At 39.1% G+C, this 19,407-nt stretch carries 13 protein-coding genes, 5 tRNA genes and 2 rRNA genes; 19 read left to right on the forward strand and 1 reads right to left on the reverse strand.

Annotated features, from left to right (window positions below):
• Window positions 1-272: 272 nt before the first annotated feature.
• The 19 genes from NSQ18_RS08100 (at window position 273) to glmM (ending at window position 18,964) form a co-directional block, all read left to right on the forward strand.
• Window positions 273-3,199: ribosomal RNA gene (locus NSQ18_RS08100) — 23S ribosomal RNA — on the forward strand.
• A gap of 68 nt (window positions 3,200-3,267) precedes the next feature.
• Window positions 3,268-3,383 (forward strand): 5S ribosomal RNA (gene rrf, locus NSQ18_RS08105).
• A 1,430-nt stretch (window positions 3,384-4,813) separates the two neighbouring features.
• Window positions 4,814-4,888, forward strand: a tRNA-Asn gene (locus NSQ18_RS08110).
• Window positions 4,889-5,327: 439 nt separating this feature from the next.
• Window positions 5,328-6,101, forward strand: coding sequence for an ABC transporter ATP-binding protein (locus tag NSQ18_RS08115; RefSeq protein ID WP_016839636.1), 774 nt, complete (start codon window positions 5,328-5,330; stop codon window positions 6,099-6,101).
• Window positions 6,102-6,113: 12 nt separating this feature from the next.
• A complete protein-coding gene (locus tag NSQ18_RS08120) occupies window positions 6,114-8,033 on the forward strand; it encodes an AMP-binding protein (RefSeq protein WP_339287657.1) in 1,920 nt (639 codons plus the stop codon).
• Window positions 8,008-8,889 carry a branched-chain amino acid ABC transporter permease gene (locus tag NSQ18_RS08125; protein ID WP_016839638.1) on the forward strand — a complete coding sequence of 294 codons (882 nt, stop codon included), beginning with the start codon at window positions 8,008-8,010 and terminating at the stop codon, window positions 8,887-8,889. The genes NSQ18_RS08120 and NSQ18_RS08125 overlap by 26 nt, the downstream gene beginning before the upstream one ends.
• Window positions 8,890-8,894: 5 nt before the next feature.
• Entirely contained in the window at window positions 8,895-9,956 is a 1,062-nt protein-coding gene (locus tag NSQ18_RS08130) for a branched-chain amino acid ABC transporter permease (protein ID WP_026019165.1), read from the forward strand.
• Window positions 9,957-10,023: 67 nt separating this feature from the next.
• Complete coding sequence (locus NSQ18_RS08135; protein WP_040764918.1) at window positions 10,024-11,244, forward strand: ABC transporter substrate-binding protein; 1,221 nt, start codon at window positions 10,024-10,026, stop codon at window positions 11,242-11,244.
• 78 nt (window positions 11,245-11,322) lie between these two features.
• Window positions 11,323-12,102, forward strand: coding sequence for an ABC transporter ATP-binding protein (locus NSQ18_RS08140; RefSeq protein WP_016839641.1), 780 nt, complete (start codon window positions 11,323-11,325; stop codon window positions 12,100-12,102).
• A gap of 149 nt (window positions 12,103-12,251) precedes the next feature.
• Window positions 12,252-12,323 (forward strand) — tRNA-Glu (locus NSQ18_RS08145).
• Between the two features lie 18 nt (window positions 12,324-12,341).
• Window positions 12,342-12,417: transfer RNA gene (locus tag NSQ18_RS08150), tRNA-Val, on the forward strand.
• A gap of 22 nt (window positions 12,418-12,439) precedes the next feature.
• A tRNA-Tyr gene (locus NSQ18_RS08155) sits at window positions 12,440-12,524 on the forward strand.
• A 5-nt stretch (window positions 12,525-12,529) separates the two neighbouring features.
• Window positions 12,530-12,604: transfer RNA gene (locus NSQ18_RS08160), tRNA-Gln, on the forward strand.
• Between the two features lie 317 nt (window positions 12,605-12,921).
• Entirely contained in the window at window positions 12,922-13,827 is a 906-nt protein-coding gene (gene rocF / locus NSQ18_RS08165; RefSeq protein WP_016839642.1) for an arginase, read from the forward strand.
• A 141-nt stretch (window positions 13,828-13,968) separates the two neighbouring features.
• The gene (gene sigW, locus NSQ18_RS08170; protein ID WP_016839643.1) at window positions 13,969-14,532 is read left to right on the forward strand and encodes an RNA polymerase sigma factor SigW; all 564 of its coding nucleotides are present in this window, start codon (window positions 13,969-13,971) and stop codon (window positions 14,530-14,532) included.
• Between the two features lie 12 nt (window positions 14,533-14,544).
• The gene (locus NSQ18_RS08175; protein WP_016839644.1) at window positions 14,545-15,165 is read left to right on the forward strand and encodes an anti-sigma factor; all 621 of its coding nucleotides are present in this window, start codon (window positions 14,545-14,547) and stop codon (window positions 15,163-15,165) included.
• A gap of 474 nt (window positions 15,166-15,639) precedes the next feature.
• Window positions 15,640-16,476 carry a diadenylate cyclase CdaA gene (gene cdaA, locus NSQ18_RS08180; protein ID WP_016839588.1) on the forward strand — a complete coding sequence of 279 codons (837 nt, stop codon included), beginning with the start codon at window positions 15,640-15,642 and terminating at the stop codon, window positions 16,474-16,476.
• Window positions 16,469-17,503 (forward strand): CdaR family protein, encoded by a 1,035-nt coding sequence (locus NSQ18_RS08185; protein ID WP_168412074.1) that lies wholly within the window; start codon window positions 16,469-16,471, stop codon window positions 17,501-17,503. The genes cdaA and NSQ18_RS08185 overlap by 8 nt, the downstream gene beginning before the upstream one ends.
• Before the next feature lie 108 nt (window positions 17,504-17,611).
• Window positions 17,612-18,964 (forward strand): phosphoglucosamine mutase, encoded by a 1,353-nt coding sequence (gene glmM, locus NSQ18_RS08190; protein WP_339287662.1) that lies wholly within the window; start codon window positions 17,612-17,614, stop codon window positions 18,962-18,964.
• Here the strand turns inward: glmM and NSQ18_RS08195 are convergent.
• Window positions 18,954-19,244 carry a hypothetical protein gene (locus tag NSQ18_RS08195; protein WP_339287663.1) on the reverse strand — a complete coding sequence of 97 codons (291 nt, stop codon included), beginning with the start codon at window positions 19,242-19,244 and terminating at the stop codon, window positions 18,954-18,956. The genes glmM and NSQ18_RS08195 overlap by 11 nt on opposite strands.
• Between the last annotated feature and the right edge of the window lie 163 nt (window positions 19,245-19,407).

Consider the following 19,407-nt stretch of genomic DNA (forward strand, 5'->3'; position numbering starts at 1 on the left):
TGTTCAGTTTTGAAGGTTTATGACCTTCAAAGTTATAGTGTTGTTCTTTGAAAACTGGATAAACGACATTGAAAGCAAGCAATTTACTGTAAAGCGCAAACAACTAGGCTAACACGACGTAAATGCGACGTGGATTGAAAGCCGTAAGGGTTGCGAGACGCAAGCAAGACAAGGAAATGAGCGAGTGAGAACCGGAGTGTACTATATGCGTACATGAGGATTCGAACGAGCGAAATTGACGAAGTATTGCGCAGCGTATCGAAAACCGAAAAGGTTAAGTTGTTAAGGGCGCACGGTGGATGCCTTGGCACTAGGAGCCGATGAAGGACGGGACTAACACCGATATGCTTCGGGGAGCTGTAAGTAAGCTTTGATCCGGAGATTTCCGAATGGGGGAACCCACTGTTCGTAATGGAACAGTATCTTAACGTGAATCCATAGCGTTAAGAAGGCACACCCAGGGAACTGAAACATCTAAGTACCTGGAGGAGAAGAAAGAAAAATCGATTCCCTGAGTAGCGGCGAGCGAAACGGGAACAGCCCAAACCAAGAGGCTTGCCTCTTGGGGTTGTAGGACACTCTATACGGAGTTACAAAAGGATGGGTTAGACGAACCGTTCTGGAAAGGACGGCCAGAGAAGGTAAAAGCCCTGTAGTCGAAAATCCATCCTCTCCTGAGTGGATCCTGAGTACGGCGGAACACGTGAAATTCCGTCGGAATCCGGGAGGACCATCTCCCAAGGCTAAATACTCCCTAGTGACCGATAGTGAACCAGTACCGTGAGGGAAAGGTGAAAAGCACCCCGGGAGGGGAGTGAAAGAGAACCTGAAACCGTGTGCCTACAAGTAGTCAGAGCCCGTTAACGGGTGATGGCGTGCCTTTTGTAGAATGAACCGGCGAGTTACGATTACGTGCAAGGTTAAGCAGAAAATGCGGAGCCGCAGCGAAAGCGAGTCTGAATAGGGCGTTTTGAGTACGTGGTCGTAGACCCGAAACCAGGTGATCTACCCATGTCCAGGGTGAAGGTGAGGTAACACTCACTGGAGGCCCGAACCCACGCACGTTGAAAAGTGCGGGGATGAGGTGTGGGTAGCGGAGAAATTCCAATCGAACTTGGAGATAGCTGGTTCTCTCCGAAATAGCTTTAGGGCTAGCCTCGTGTGAAGAATACTGGAGGTAGAGCACTGTTTGGACTAGGGGCCCACCTCGGGTTACCGAATTCAGACAAACTCCGAATGCCAGCTATTTATACACGGGAGTCAGACTACGAGTGATAAGATCCGTGGTCAAAAGGGAAACAGCCCAGACCACCAGCTAAGGTCCCAAAGTAATCGTTAAGTGGAAAAGGATGTGGCGTTGCTTAGACAACCAGGATGTTGGCTTAGAAGCAGCCATCATTTAAAGAGTGCGTAATAGCTCACTGGTCGAGTGACGCTGCGCCGAAAATGTAACGGGGCTAAACGATTCACCGAAGCTGTGGATTCGTGCGTTGCACGAGTGGTAGGAGAGCGTTCTAAGTGCGTCGAAGTCAGACCGGAAGGACTGGTGGAGCGCTTAGAAGTGAGAATGCCGGTATGAGTAGCGAAAGATGGGTGAGAATCCCATCCACCGAATGACTAAGGTTTCCTGAGGAAGGCTCGTCCGCTCAGGGTTAGTCGGGACCTAAGTCGAGGCCGAAAGGCGTAGACGATGGACAACAGGTTGATATTCCTGTACCACCTCCCCGCCGTTTGAGTGATGGGGGGACGCAGGAGGATAGGGAATGCACGCCGTTGGTCGAGCGTGTCCAAGCAGCAAGGCGTGGAAGTAGGCAAATCCGCTTCCTAATACGCTGAGCTGTGATGGGGAGCGCGTTACGCGCGAAGTTCCTGATTTCACACTGCCAAGAAAAGCCTCTAGCGAGGCGGGAGGTGCCCGTACCGCAAACCGACACAGGTAGTCGAGGAGAGAATCCTAAGGTGAGCGAGAGAACTCTCGTTAAGGAACTCGGCAAAATGACCCCGTAACTTCGGGAGAAGGGGTGCTCATTGGGGTGCAAGCCCTGATGAGCCGCAGTGAATAGGCCCAGGCGACTGTTTAGCAAAAACACAGGTCTCTGCAAAACCGTAAGGTGAAGTATAGGGGCTGACGCCTGCCCGGTGCTGGAAGGTTAAGAGGAGGAGTTAGCGCAAGCGAAGCTCCGAATTGAAGCCCCAGTAAACGGCGGCCGTAACTATAACGGTCCTAAGGTAGCGAAATTCCTTGTCGGGTAAGTTCCGACCCGCACGAAAGGCGTAACGATCTGGGCACTGTCTCAACGAGAGACTCGGTGAAATTATAGTACCTGTGAAGATGCAGGTTACCCGCGACAGGACGGAAAGACCCCGTGGAGCTTTACTGTAACCTGATATTGAATTTCGGTGCAACTTGTACAGGATAGGTAGGAGCCGTAGAAGGGGGAGCGCCAGCTTCCCTGGAGGCGCCCTTGGGATACTACCCTGGTTGTACTGAAATTCTAACCCGCAAGCCTGATCGGCTTGGGAGACAGTGTCAGGTGGACAGTTTGACTGGGGCGGTCGCCTCCTAAAAGGTAACGGAGGCGCCCAAAGGTTCCCTCAGAATGGTTGGAAATCATTCGCAGAGTGTAAAGGCATAAGGGAGCTTGACTGCGAGACCTACAAGTCGAGCAGGGTCGAAAGACGGGCTTAGTGATCCGGTGGTTCCGCATGGAAGGGCCATCGCTCAACGGATAAAAGCTACCCCGGGGATAACAGGCTTATCTCCCCCAAGAGTCCACATCGACGGGGAGGTTTGGCACCTCGATGTCGGCTCATCGCATCCTGGGGCTGTAGTCGGTCCCAAGGGTTGGGCTGTTCGCCCATTAAAGCGGTACGCGAGCTGGGTTCAGAACGTCGTGAGACAGTTCGGTCCCTATCCGTCGTGGGCGTAGGAAATTTGAGAGGAGCTGTCCTTAGTACGAGAGGACCGGGATGGACACACCGCTGGTGTACCAGTTGTCTTGCCAAAGGCACCGCTGGGTAGCTATGTGTGGACGGGATAAGTGCTGAAAGCATCTAAGCATGAAGCCCCCCTCAAGATGAGATTTCCCATTGCATAAGCAAGTAAGATCCCTCAAAGACGATGAGGTAGATAGGTCCGAGGTGGAAGCACGGTGACGTGTGGAGCTGACGGATACTAATCGATCGAGGACTTAACCAATCATTTCAATGTCGTTATCCAGTTTTGAGAGAATAACCTCTCTGAAATTACATACATAATCAAATGAGTCTAGTGACGATGGCAAAGAGGTCACACCCGTTCCCATACCGAACACGGAAGTTAAGCTCTTTAGCGCCGATGGTAGTAAGGGGCTTCCCCTTGTGAGAGTAGGACGTTGCTAGGCTCAAAAAGCTATTACTGACGTAAGGTCGGTAGTGGCTTTTTTTATGCCCCTTACTACCAAGGACTGAAAGTCCGATCGGCGCGATAGAGGAGTGGCATTTAAAACGAAAGCAAAACAATTATTTGGAGGAAACGAGAAGCACGGAGACCAAGAAGTTCAAGGAAGCGAGGAAGCCCGGAGCGGAGCGTACAGAGTACGTGAGCACCGGACTGCCGAAGCTGACACAGAAATTCGCCGGTCAACGTGCTTCGGAGTTAGCGCCGATGGTAGAAAGGGGTCCCCTTGTGAGAGTAGGACGTTGCTAGGCTCAAAAAGCTATTACTGACGGAAGGTCGGTAGTGGCTTTTTTTATGCCTCTTACTACCAAGGACTGAAAGTCCGTTCGGCGCGATAGAGGAGTGGTATTTAAAACGAAAGGAAAACAATAATTTGGAGGAAACGAGAAGCACGGAGACCAAGAAGTTCAAGGAAGCGAGGCAGCCCGGAGCGGAGCGTACTGTGTACGTGAGCACCGGACTGCCGAAGGTGACGCAGAAATTCGCCGGTCAACGTGCTTCGGAGTTAGCGCCGATGGTAGAAAGGAGTTCCCTCGTGAGAGTAGGACGTTGTTTTTTAATATGCCACTGTAAAATGCCAATTTCACAAGTGAAAACCCAACGGTTTAAAAAACAATAAATAGTTAATATTTACAGCATTTAATTGAAAATAACAACAAGGACAAAAAGTCCACTCGAGTTCAATAAACCGCAGTACAACTAAAGAAACACTACAAAAGAAAAAGCATATATAACATTTAATTTCAATAAAAAAGAGAAGATACAGTGTACGAGCACCGGACTGCGGAAGCTGACACAGAAATTCACTGGTCAACGTGCTTCGGAGTTAGCGCCGATGGTAGAAAGGGACCCTCCTTGTGAGAGTAGGACGTTGTTTTTTAATATGCCACTGTAAAATGCCAATTTCACAAGTGAAAACCCAACGGTTTAAAAAAACAATAAATAGTTAATATTTACAGCATTTAATTGAAAATAACAACAAGGACAAAAAGTCCACTCGAGTTCAATAAACCGCAGTACAACTAAAGAAACACTACAAAAGAAAAAGCATATATAACATTTAATTTCAATAAAAAAGAGAAGATACAGTGTACGAGCACCGGACTGCGGGAAGCTGACACAGAAATTCGCCGGTCAACGTGCTTCGGAGTTAACGCCGATGGTAGAAAGGGGCCCCCCTTGTGAGGGTAGGACGTTGCTTTTCCATAATACCACGGCAAAGTGGTGCTTATTTCGCAAGTAAAAATCTAACGGTTTAAAAGATGAGAGCAAAATAACATTTAGCGGCAAAAAAATATAATAATCCACTTGTAAAAATGATAAAAATGGATATAATATATTTTGTATGCAATAACATTATAAATTTTTCATTGTTCCGAAGTAGCTCAGTGGTAGAGCAATCGGCTGTTAACCGATTGGTCGTAGGTTCGAATCCTACCTTCGGAGCCATTTTTTTTGCATTTTTACAATAACAATGCCTCTATCAATTTTCTTACAATATCGTTAACACCATTCTATTAGATATATTCCAAATTCCTCAGCAAAACATCTATTATTTTTAAATACAGTTTCCATGTTTACAATACAATATAAAGTATACAAGTAGGAAAAATTTTATAATAGAAGAATAGTTTATTTATTTTATGATAAAACAATTTTCTTAAATCAGCACAACACTATTAATGTTCCATATGACTAAAATATCATATTAGAATAATTTAATATTTTATACCCTCTTACTAATAAAAAGTAAGGGGGTATTTTGTTATAAAAAATCTCAAAAATTAGAAAATTTTATTCATAAATAAGAAAAAAGATTAGTATATTATACAAAACATCTCATCTATTAACTGCTAATGTAACTAATAAACTAAAAGGGGGAACTTTATTGGGGCCGATATTGGAGATAGAAAATGTTTCATTACACTTTGGAGGAGTGAAAGCTTTAGATCAAGTTTCATTTCATATTAACGAAGGAGAAATATTCTCACTTATAGGTCCAAATGGTGCGGGAAAGACAAGCATGTTGAATTGTATTAGTGGATTGTATCATCCAACAAGCGGCTCAATCCGCTATAAAGGGAAAGATATAACTAATATGAAACCTTATGAACGAACAACCCTTGGAATTGCACGGGCTTTCCAAAATATTGCGTTATTTGCGCATATGTCAGTATTGGACAATATTAAATTAGGTAGACATACATTAATGAAATCAGGTGTGTTTAGTGGTGGAATTTATGTTGGTAAAGCATCAAAAGAAGAAATAGAACATCGTGAAAAAGTAGAAGAAGTAATAGAGTTTTTAGAGTTACAGGATATTCGACATAAACCAGTTGGCACTCTTCCATATGGACTACAAAAGAGAGTAGAAGTAGGCCGAGCGTTAGCCTTAAATCCCGAGCTGATTTTATTGGACGAACCAATGGCTGGGATGAATGGTGCCGAAAAAGAAAGAATGTCTCAATTTATATTAGATATGCATGAAGTCATGAAAATTACAGTAGTACTTATTGAACATGATTTAGGTGTTGTAATGAGCTTATCTAATCACATCGCAGTGTTGGATTTTGGGAAACGCATAGGTTTTGGAACACCTAAGGAAGTAAGAGAAAATCCAGATGTAATAAAAGCTTATATTGGAGAAGAAACAGTTATTTGAAGGAGGAAAAACATGGTAACAACGGTCACGTTACCGTCACTTTTATTTGAACGAGCGAAAATCGAATCTTTAGGAGTAGCTTTTAGACAGAAACAATTGGGAATATGGAAAGAAATCACGTGGAGCCATTACTTAGAGAATGTAAAGAGATTATCGATTGCTTTACAGAAACATTATGATTTTAAAGAAGGGGAAACGCTAGCCATTATAGGGGAAAATAAACCACAATGGCTATATGCTCAGCTTGCAGCACAGACAATTGGTGGAATATCAGTAGGAATTTATCAAGAATCTTTACCAGAGCAAATTCGATTTTATTTGAATGATACAAGACCGAGAATCGTCATTGTTGAAGATAAGGAGCAAGTGGATAAATTATTAGCAATTGAAAATGAAGTCCCATTCATAGAACATATTGTTTATTATGATGCTCGAGGTTTAAGACATTATCGTCACCCAAAACTAATTTACTTGGAAGAATTACTGAATATTGGTGCAGAACGATTAAAAGAACATCCGAATTTTTTCGAAGAACAGATTTGCCTTTTAGAAGAGCAAAGAGAAGCGCTTATTTCCTACAGTGCCGCAACAAGTGGAAACCCAAAAGCAGCCGTATACACCCATTATCAACTAATTGAAGCAGCCAAAAATTTAACTCAACTAGATGAAATGAAAAAAACGGATGATTATTTTTCATTTCTCCCGCTTGCTTGGATACATGAGCAAATTATGGGGATTGTGGTTCCTTTAGTTATTGGGTTGACAGTAAATTTCCCTGAACGTTCGGATACAGTTATTGGTGATTTAAGAGAAATTGGACCACAAACAATAATTGCTTCTCCGAGAGTGTATCAATCGATCATGTCAAATGTTCAAGTTCGTATGGAAGGAGCTAGTTGGTTCAAAAGAAAAGTATATCAACTATTTAAAAAATATGGTGATAAGCGCGCAAAGGCAAAGTTGGAGAATCTCCAGCTTACTGCATTTGAACGTTTTATGTACTTCCTTGGAGATGTCATTATTTTTAGTGCAATTCGCGATCATTTAGGTTTAGCGAGAACGAGAAGAGCATATGTTGCAGGAGCAGCATTGCACCCTGAAGCATTATATTTTTATCATAGCATCGGTGTAAATGTGAAGCAGACGTATGGTGGAACAGAAGTAGCGGGAATTGCCATTGTTCAACGAGATGATGATATCAAAGTGGGCAGTTCTGGTATGGCGCTTCCAAATACGGAAGTAAAAATTGGAGAAGATGGACTAGTATATTTAAAAAACAATGCCATTTTCTCTAGATATTTAAACGAAGAACATCAGGAATTGGTGATTGATGGATGGATTTCCCTTGGAGATAAAGGTTTCATTGATAAGGATGGTCATCTCTATATTTTGGATAGAAAAGAAGATGTGATCGTCATGCCAAAAGGAGAAATTTATCCTCACAAAATTGAAAATATATTAAAGTCCAGTCCATATATTCAAGAAGCGATTGTGTTTGGAAAAAATCGTCCATTTTTATCTGCACTTATTAATATCGATATGACTACTGTTGGAAGATGGGCGGCTAAAGAGCGCATAGTATATACAGAATTTTCTGATTTATCAGTAAATAATAGAGTGATTGAATTAATTCAACAAGAAGTAAAAAGGTTAATGGAGGAATTACCTCCACAAGAACGGGTAAAGCGATTTATCATTTTACACAAACAATTTTCAGCAGATGCAGGAGAACTGACAAGAACATTAAAAATTCGAAGGAATTTCGTTGAAAATGCTTATAAAGAGCTAATCGATGCAATGTATTCAAATAATCAATTGATTCAAGTGCGCATATCGGAAACAGAACCAGTAGAGGAGATTCCATTGCGCATCGTTCAATTGGAGCAGAATTTGGAGGTGCCTGAGGATGTTCTTCTTGCAAATGCTTATTAATGGAATTGTCGTTGGTAGTATTTATGGTCTTGTAGCTCTCGGTTTTGTTTTGATTTACCGAGCCAGTGGAGCGCTAAACCTAGCTAATGGTGAATTTGTATTATTTGGACCATATGTTTGTTTAGTCATTATGACGGCTTTAAACGTGCCTTTCCTTGTTGCATTTATAGGGACGTTATTATTTAGTGCATTTTTAGGGTTAGTCGTTGAGCGACTAGTCATTCGGCAATTACAAAATGCACCGACAATTTCTGTCATTATGGCAACACTAGGATTATCAAGTTTACTAGCTGGTGCTGTTCATATTATTTGGGGACATACAACTAGAACTTTTCCACCGGTGTTCCCGCAGACGCCGCTGAATATAGGAGGAATCATAATTACACCAGTCTATTTATGGTCCTTTATTATTGTCATGATTTTATTAGTTATTTTTTCAATTTTTTTCAAATACTCCAAAATTGGTCTAGCGATGCGTGCGGTTGCAGACGATCGACAAGCTGCATTATCCATGGGGATGAGCGTAAAGTTCGTTTTAGCGATGACTTGGATGATTGCCTCCATGGTAGCCGCAATAGGAGGAATATTGCTTGGAAATATTAATGGAGTTAGCCCTACTATGTCAGCAATTGGTTTAACAGTATTACCGGTTGTGATTCTTGGAGGACTTGATAGTGTAATGGGGGCAATTATTGGAGGTTTTCTCATTGGCATTATACAAAACTTGGCAGGAGGTTATTTAGATCCTCTCGTAGGAGGAGGATTAAAAGATGTAGTGCCATTTATTGTGGTTCTATTAATCCTAATGTTAAAACCACATGGCTTGTTTGGTAGCCGTGGTATTGAGAGGGTGTGACGTTGTTGAGGAATTTGTTTGTAAGAGAATGTGGAAATTACAAAACATCCTATAAAGATGATATGAAACTCTTTGGAACGAAGAGTGAAATCGTAAAATGGCTTTTTTTGTTCATCATTTTACTAACATTACCGCTCTACGTATCGAATTATTGGGTAGGGCTTCTTACCCTTTGTGCTATTTCCGCTATCGGTGCAATTGGCTTAAACATTTTAACCGGATTTACTGGACAAATCTCTATCGGAGTTGGTGCATTTTTAGGGGTAGGAGGATATACAACAGCGATACTCACTACAACTTATGGTTTAAGTTTCTGGGTTTCTCTCCCGCTAGCTGGTATTGTGACAGCATTGGTTGGAGGATTGTTTGGAATTCCATCTTTAAGACTAAAAGGGTTATATTTAGCCATTGCCACATTGGCAGCACAAGTGATTATTACATTCATCATCAGCCGATGGGATAGCGTCACAGGTGGAACAGCAGGAATGGTATTGAGCAGGCCTAGTATCGGAAGCTATTCTTTCATGTCTAACGCATCTTATTATTATTTATCGATTATCATTTTGATTTTAACCGTCATATATTCGGTGAATTTATTGAGAACGAGAGTCGGGCGAGCCTTTTTAGCTGTTCGAGATCGAGATATTGCTGCGCAGATTATGGGGATTAACTTATTCTACTATAAAGTACTAGCCTTTATTATAAGTTCCTTTTTCGTTGGGATTGCAGGAGCATTATTAGCTCATTACACAATGATTGTGAGTCCTGAACTATACAATATCCATGTTTCCATTCAATACCTCGCCATGGTGTTGATTGGTGGGTTAGGAAGCATTTTAGGATCTATTTTAGGGGCTATATTCATTACCCTTTTACCTGTTGGACTAACATCTATTGTTGATTTGTTAACTGCATACATGCCTAACTTATACCAATTATTCTCAGCCTTTAAAGAATTTGTTTTCGGTTTAGCGATTATTCTGTTTTTAATTTTTGAACCGGGTGGTTTAGCTCATATTTGGCATAACATAAAAAACTATTTCAGAGTTTGGCCATTCTCTTATTAAGTTAGTTAATAAATTTTATATAAAAAAGGGGGATTTTGGTTTGAAAAGCAAACAACTTTTGGGGATTATGCTAGGGGTGTTGCTCATCATCCTTTCAGCTTGTGGAGGTGGAGACTCAGCAAATCCAAGCACTTCAAACGATGGTAGTTCATCGAATTCGAGCGATAGTGGAGGCAAACGCACAGTCGTTGTTGGAGGTTTGTATGATATCACAGGTGGTACTGGAGATGTAGGAACACCTTATGCGGAAGGAGAAAAAGCATATTTTGAGTATCTAGAAATGAAAGGCGGAGTGGAAGGACTTGACCTAAAATTAATCGGTAAAGATTACGCCTACCAAATTCCAGAAGCGCAAAAAATTTATCAAGAATTGCGTGATAAGGAAAAGGCTGTTGCTATTTTAGGTTGGGGTACAGGTGACACGGAAGCTTTAAGACAGCAAGTAGCTACAGACCAATTACCATTTATTTCAGCTTCTTACTCTGAAAACTTGAAAAATATTAATGAAAGTCCATACAATTTCTTAACAGCTGCTTCCTATTCAGATCAAGGACGAGCAATTCTTAAATGGATTGTTGAAAACCATGAAGGAGACGATGCTCCAACTTTAGCATTGCTTTACAATGACACAGCATTTGGGCGTTCACCAATTGAAGATATTAAAGAATATGCAAAAGAAGTTGGAGTGGAAGTAGTTGATGAACAAGTTATTGATGTTCAAGCAACAGAAGCTCAATCTCAATTGTTAAATATGGAAAAGAAAAATCCAGATTATGCTATTATTCAACAAACTTGGGGAGCTACATCTACAATTTTACGTGATGCAAAAACATTAGGCATTGATACGCAATTTATCGGATTAAACTGGGCAGCAGGTGAAGGAATTATTGATATTGCAGGTGCAGATGTTGCAGAAGGATATATAGGTATCCTTTCCCATGCATTCCCGTATGAAGATATGCCTGGTATGGCGGAGATCAAAGAATATTTAGATGCAAAAGGTAAGACAGTTGATGATATTAACCAAAAATTTGTACAAGGATGGGTTGCAGCAAAAATTATGGTTGAAGCAATTAAAATCGCTGCAGAAAAATATCCTGAAGGCGATTTAACAGGACCACAAATTCGCGAAGGTCTTGAATCCATTCAAAACTTAGATTTAGGCGGTTTAGCTGCAAATGTATCCTTTGCTCCAGATAATCATGCTGGTACAGAAATGACTCGACTTGGTATTGTGAAAAACGGAAAATGGGAGCCAATTACTGATTACTTCAGCTATAAAGATTGAAAAAATCAAAATTAATGAAAGGGACAACATTCTATTGTCCCTTTTTCTCTTTAACGATTGATGGAAGGAGATAAAAAAATGCTTCGTGTGAGTAATTTAGAAGCGGTTTATCAAAAAATGATTCTAGCATTGCGAGGAATTTCGCTTAATGTTAAAGAAGGGCAAATAGTTGCACTGCTTGGCAGTAATGGTGCGGGGAAATCAACAACTTTAAAAGCCATTTCAGGTTTATTGGCTGCAGAAGACGGACATATTACGGACGGAACAATTGAATTTCAAGGAGAAATCATAAACAATATTTCTCCCGATCAGTTGGTGAAAAAGGGAATCTTTTTGTGTATGGAAGGTCGTAGAATATTTAAAGATTTAACGGTGGAAGAAAATTTATATGCAGGAGCATATACAAGAAAAGATCGCTCTTCAATTAAAAGTGACATTGAAAAGATTTATGAATATTTCCCAAAATTAAAAATGCTTGAACATCGAAAAGCAGGTTACTTATCTGGTGGAGAACAACAAATGTTGGCCATTGGCAGAGGACTTATGGCAAAACCAAAATTATTACTGCTTGATGAACCATCACTGGGCATTGCCCCATTGCTTGTAAAGGAAATTTTTGAGAATATAAAAAAGATTAACGAAGAAGAAGGTTTGACGATATTAGTCGTCGAACAGAATGCTAACATCGCCCTTTCTATAGCACATTATGGATATATTATCGAAAATGGTAGGGTTGTAATGAAAGGTGAAGCATCGGCATTATTAGAAGATAAAAATATTAGTGAACATTATTTAGGCACTGGAAAAGATATAAAAGAAGGTAGAAGCAATCGGCGCCGACAAAGAATTGTTTGGTAAGAAGTATTTACAATTATAGAATTGGCTACCTTAAAGGTATTAGTATACTTTTAAGGTAGTTATAAATTTTTTTGAAAAAAATTTAATTTTTCTATTGCATAGTTCAGTAATACATGATAATATAATTCTTGTCTTGTTAAGGAGACAATGGCCCGTTGGTCAAGTGGTTAAGACACCGCCCTTTCACGGCGGTAACACGGGTTCGAATCCCGTACGGGTCATTATTTTTTATTAATTTAGGAGGATTAGCTCAGCTGGGAGAGCACCTGCCTTACAAGCAGGGGGTCGGCGGTTCGATCCCGTCATCCTCCACCATATATTGTTTGGATATACATTTGGAGGGGTAGCGAAGTGGCTAAACGCGACGGACTGTAAATCCGTTCCCTTTGGGTTCGGCGGTTCGAATCCGCCCCCCTCCACCATTTATTGGGGTATAGCCAAGCGGTAAGGCACCGGATTTTGATTCCGTCATGCCCAGGTTCGAATCCTGGTACCCCAGCCACTAAAATAATATTGCTTAAGATTGTATATTACCCTTCAATAAAGTGTTAATCGAATAAATAATTTTAACTAGTCAATCCTTTACTCAATGAGTAAAGGATTTTTTTTATTGTATAAAGGTCAAGAGTACACGAAAAACTATAATTTAATTCCATGCTTACAAGTTTAATGGATTGGTTAAAACGTATTTTTGAAATACATTCTATATGAAGAAATCGCTATATTCTGTGTTTTTTTATGTATATTTATACAATTTTTTGTCAAGTTGAGTCAAACCATCATTCTCTTATAGAATTAAATTTATCAGGGGGTGTTTTTATGGAAAGAAAAAAAATATCAATTATAGGAGTTCCATCAGATTATGGTCAACAACGTAGAGGGGTAGATATGGGGCCAAGCGCGATGAGATACGCTGGCGCAATTGAAAGATTAGAAAGATTAGGATATGAAGTGATTGATGAAGGAAATGTATCAGTTCATAAAACGAAAAAAAGTGAGATTAGCGATAAGAAATTGTTAAATTTAGAAGAAGTTCTAGAGGTTAGTGAAAAATTAGCGGACAAAGTGGATGAAGTTATTCAGCAAGGAAGATTTCCTGTAATTCTTGGAGGAGACCATAGTATCTCTATCGGTTCCATTGCTGGAATAAGAAAACATTATAACAATTTAGGTGTTATTTGGTTTGATGCTCATACAGACATTAATACTTCGGAAACAACTCCTTCCGGAAATATTCATGGTATGCCTTTAGCGGTAAACCTTGGACTTGGTGATGAACGATTAATTAATATCGCAAAAAATGCACCAACGATTAAATATGAAAATGTGGTCATTATAGGCGCTCGTTCGATTGATGAGGGAGAAAGAGCTTTAATTAAAGAAAAGGGGATTAAAATTTTTACAATGCATGAAATCGATCGAGTGGGTATGACAAAAGTAATAGAAGAAACAGTGGCATATTTAAGAGAGCGGGAAGTTGATGGGGTGCATATTTCCATTGATTTAGATGCTTTGGACCCTATCTATACACCTGGAGTAGGAACGCCAGTACCTGGAGGAATTACTTATCGAGAAAGCCACTTAGCAATGGAAATGTTGGAAGAGGCCAAAATTATTACTTCATGTGAATTTGTGGAAGTAAATCCAATTCTTGATGAGCGCAATAAAACTGCTGATACTGCGGTAGCATTAATGGGGTCGTTGCTAGGCGAAAAATTAGTGTAAAATGCACTATTTATTTGATAAATTTGGTATTTTATACTTTATTAGGGTCAGAATTCTTTTTTTGTATTTTAAATAAAAATGAAACTTTGTGAAGAATTCATTCGTATATTACGTTAAGCCAAAAAAGGTGGAGAGAAACACATGGATGCGTTAGTGAACAAAAGAATAAAGCAAGTGCTAAAAGGTGATCAAAACGCATTTTCAGATATTGTGAGCCTCTACCAGCACAAGCTATACCAAATTTGTTATCGAATGCTTGGAAATAAGCAAGAGGCGGAAGATATTGCTCAAGAAGCTTTTGTTCGGGCGTATATTAATTTACATACGTTCGATCAAAATAGGAAATTTTCAACTTGGCTTTATCGCATAGCAACGAACCTGTGTATAGATCGAATTCGTAAGAAAAAACCAGATTACTATTTAGATGCTGAGGTAGATGGCACTGATGGATTAAATATGTATTCACATATTGCAAATGAAGAAGATTTACCTGAAGATGTAGCTCTCCAAATGGAATTTCAAGAACGCATCCAATATGAAATTAGCAGGTTACCTGAGAAATATCGTACGGTGATAGTACTAAAATATATTGAAGAATGTTCTCTTCAAGAAATAAGTGAAATACTTGACTTGCCTTTGGGAACGGTGAAAACTAGAATTCATAGAGGTCGTGAAGCGTTAAGAAAGCAGCTTAACAAATTGTAGGAGGGGAATTGCATGAGTACGTGTCCACAACACATTATTGACTATATGCACGAGTATTTAGATGGCGACATTAGCCGTGAACACGAACAAGTGCTAAAACAGCATTTGAAGACATGTACGGAATGTCAACAACATATGCATCAACTGAGTGACACGATTGCATTTATTAAAAGTGCAGCGCATATTACAGCACCTCCACATTTTGAGGAAAAGGTAATGAAGCGTCTGCCTAGACCGAAAAGTCGAGTAGGCGTGCAAAAATGGCTTAGAAGACATCCATTTTTAGTAGCGGCCGCAATGTTTGTTTTATTTATGAGTGCAACGTTATTTGGAAGTTTTAATGATGATAAATTTTCAGTAACGAAACAACCAAACTTAATCGTTGAAGGGCAAACGGTCATTGTTCCTGAAGGTGAAGTCGTAAAAGGTGATATTGTTGTAAAAAACGGAGATATTGTAGTTGAAGGAGAAGTAGATGGCAATATAATCGTCATTAATGGGGAGTATATGGCATCTACGGCAGTTGTATCGGGACAGATTCAAGAAATCGATCAAGTGTTTGAATGGATATGGTATGAGATTAAACGAATGGCATCGGACTTTGTGACACTGTTTGAAAAAGATGAAGAATAAAATAGGAATTGGATTGTTCAGCAGCAAGTAGATGTAACAAAAATTAAATGTGTTTTTAAAGAACTGTAATCTTACATGTGGCGTGGACATATAGACAGTTTCTATGCATGCATTCTTCAGGAAAGTAATGTCTGAAAAGTGGCAAAGAAGCATTGCTAGTATGTTCTTCTTTTGAAACAATAATGATTTAAACAAAAAATTATCATCCGAAAATGGATGATAATTTTTTGTTATTAATCAAAATCGATATTTTTAGACAAGAAAAGAAAAAAAGAAACAATTGATATAAAAGTTTCGTCAATACTATAAAAGCTTTATGGATTTGATTATGATATACTTGTTGATAGTATAATTGGGAATTTTTTAAATTTATAAAAATGGAATTTTTTATATACTATTTTTATAAAAAATGCATAAACTATATCGCATGTGTTTTTTTGTTATTGATTTGGTGAATTAAGTGGGGGATGCCACATGAATATAATTGAGCAATTTACTGACTTTACTCCTGTAAATATTATTTTTAGTTTATTGGACGTCATACTTGTTTGGTACGTTATATATAAAATTTTAACCCTTATAAAAGGGACGAAAGCCGTTCAGTTATTAAAAGGTTTATTCGTCATTATCATTGCAAGAATTGCAACTGAAATCTTTGGTTTGGATACATTAGGCTGGATGCTCCAAGAAGTAATTGATTGGGGATTTTTAGCGATTATTATTATTTTCACACCTGAAATTCGAAGAGCCCTTGAACAAATTGGACGCGGTAGGTTATTTCAACGTCCAGTAAATCAATTGGAAGATGAACAAGCGCGTCTTATTGAAGCAATGAAAAAAGCTGTAAGTTATATGGCGAAAAGACGAATTGGTGCACTCATTTCCATTGAAAAAGAAACAGGCTTAAACGAATATATCGAAACAGGTATTCGACTTGATGCCCATATTACGTCAGAATTGATTATTAATACTTTTATTCCAAATACCCCACTTCATGATGGAGCAGTAATTGTACAAAAAGATCGAATAGCAGCAGCGGCATGTTATTTACCATTATCAGAAAGCACATTGATATCAAAAGAACTTGGTACAAGGCATCGAGCTGCTCTTGGGTTAAGTGAAGTTACAGATGCTATCGTAGTTGTTGTATCGGAAGAAACAGGTGCAGTTAGTATTGCAGTGAATGGCAATCTACATAGAAATCTCACATTAGAAAATTTCGAATCTTTACTTAGAACATTATGGTTTGGGCCAGAAATGGAACTAGACGCATCCTCTAAGTGGACTTGGAGGGGGAAAAAACATGGATAAATTTTTTGATAATATATGGGTGTTGAGAGCAACAGCCTTCATATTAGCGTTTCTTCTCTTCTTTTACGTGAAAGCGGAATTAACTGGTGGTGGAAAAGAATCTACATCGAATAATCATGTAGATATTATTACGGATGTTCCTTTAGAGGTCTATTATGATTCCGAAAATTTAATTGTTACTGGGTTGCCAGAAACTGTAGATGTAACAATTGAAGGCCCAATGCAAATTGTGTTAAAAACAAAATTCCAAAAAGATTTTAAAGTATTTGTTGACTTAAATTCATTGTTAATTGGTGAACATAGAGTTACAATACAGCATGAAAATTTTTCTGATAAACTGAATGTGACAATTGACCCAGAGGTAGTGGATGTTGTTATTGAAGAAAAAGTAACTCAAGAGTTTAGGGTAGATCCTGAAATCAATAACCGATTGTTTGCGGAAGGTTATGTGTTAAAATCGATGATGGCTGAGCCGAGTAAAGTGATTGTAACAGGTGCCAAGAGCATAATTGAAAACATAAGTTATGTAAAAGCAACAGTTTCAGCACCGGAAGGAATTAAGGAATCTTTTACCCAAGAAGCGAATGTCAAAGTATTAGATAGTAATTTAAATAAACTAGATGTATCTATTCAACCAGAAACGGTTAATGTGACTGTTGAAGTGGAGGAATATAGCAGAGATATTCCAATCACACTCAGGCAAATAGGAACACCACAACAAGGTGTAGTAATTAATGAACTAAATACAGATACAAAGACGATTGAATTGTTTGGTCCAAAATCTATTATTGACTCCCTAAAGTCTTTAGTCGTAGAATTTGACGTATCGAAGGTTGACCGCTCAGGAAATTATGAAGTGGACCTAAACTTGCCGAAGGGAGCTACTAAATTAGGAACTGATAAAATTATTGTACGCGCTAATGTTACAAAAACACCAACTCAATCAGATTCAGTTGATGAAGAAACCGATGAAGACCAAAGTATGGATGAGCCAAATGGTGTTGATGAGGAAATAAAAAGCGAATAAAATCTTGAATTTCAAAATAAAAAACTACTCAAATAACATAAATTGCTTGGTTTTGATTCCATGAATTATTCAAATATGGAATGTCAAGTGTTGAAGGAGAGAATAGTTATGGGAAAATATTTTGGAACAGACGGCGTACGAGGAGTCGCAAATACAGAGCTCTCCCCGGAACTTGCATTTAAATTAGGTCGTGTAGGGGGATACATTTTAACCAAAAATGCTAATGAAAGACCAAAAGTCATCATTGGTCGAGATACAAGAATTTCTGGTCATATGTTAGAAGGAGCGTTAGTTGCTGGCTTGCTTTCTATTGGGGTTGAAGTCATGAGATTAGGTGTCATTAGCACACCGGGTGTTGCTTATCTAACTCGAGTAATGAATGCAGATGCAGGAATTATGATTTCAGCTTCACATAATCCAGTTCAAGATAACGGAATTAAATTTTTCGGTCCAGATGGTTATAAATTAACAGATGAACAAGAAGAAGAGATTGAAAAATTACTAGATGCTGAGGTAGATACACTGCCGAGACCAATTGGGGAAGATTTAGGCACAGTCAGCGATTATTTTGAAGGTGGTCAGAAATACATCTCCTATCTAAAACAAACGGTTGATGAAGATTTTGAAGGTATTCACGTTGCGATTGACTGTGCGAACGGAGCTACTTCTTCATTAGCAACGCATTTATTTGCAGATTTAGAGGCAGATATTTCAACAATGGGTGCTTCTCCGGATGGATTAAATATTAATGATGGAGTAGGTTCTACACACCCTGAAAAGCTGGCAGAATTCGTTGTGGAAAGAGAAGCGGATGTTGGGCTAGCCTTTGACGGCGATGGAGATCGATTGATTGCAGTCGATGAAAAAGGGAATATTGTCGATGGCGATCAAATCATGTTTATCATCGGGAAATATTTAAATAGTAAAGGGCTTTTAAAGAAAAATACAATCGTTTCGACTGTGATGAGCAACATGGGATTCTATAAAGCATTAGAAGAAAATGGAATGACTAGTATACAAACGCCTGTTGGTGACCGTTATGTCGTTGAAGAAATGCGTAAAAATGGTTACAACTTAGGTGGCGAACAATCTGGCCACATCGTATTCCTTGATTACAACACTACTGGCGATGGTATGCTAACAGCTATCCAATTAGTAAATATTATGAAATTAACAGGTAAGCGTTTATCTGAACTAGCATCAGAAATGAAAGTATTCCCGCAACGTTTAGTTAACGTACGTGTTACAGATAAAAATAAAGTGAAGGACAATCCAAAAGTGCAAGAAGCAATTAAAGAAGTGGAAGATGTACTTGGAAACAATGGACGAGTACTAGTTCGTCCTTCTGGAACAGAACCATTAGTTCGAGTAATGGTGGAAGCACCAACGGATGAAGAATGTGAAAGCTATGTAAATCGCATTGCAGAAGTTGTAAAAAAAGAAATGGGTATTACTGAATAACATAAACAGTGCTGTGGGTAATGTCAAAATACATTGACTTTACACACAGCTTTTTTATTATGTCTGGATAGAAGAATGGATAAGTTTCTAAGTTATCGGGAGTTATATCTGCACATGAATAATTATTATTTGCACAAGGTAGGTATTCATCTGCACAAGCTAAAGTTGCATCCACACAAGTTACGGAAACATCAGCACGAGCAGGAATTATATCCACACAAGCTGTGGAATCATCCGCACAAATTGATAATTTATCTACACAAGCTAGTACCCTAACCACACAAGTGAAGAGGTTATCTGCACAAGTGGGCCATCATTCATATCCATACGAGTTTAAACTACATTTGTGAAATATCCCCGCAAGCTGTTTTTCATCCATCTTTTTGATTATTTACAGAAGGAATCGGCAATAGTAATAAATGTGAAATATGAAAGGGAGTGTG

Source organism: Ureibacillus sp. FSL K6-0786 (assembly GCF_037965165.1).
Taxonomy (GTDB): domain Bacteria; phylum Bacillota; class Bacilli; order Bacillales_A; family Planococcaceae; genus Ureibacillus; species Ureibacillus thermosphaericus.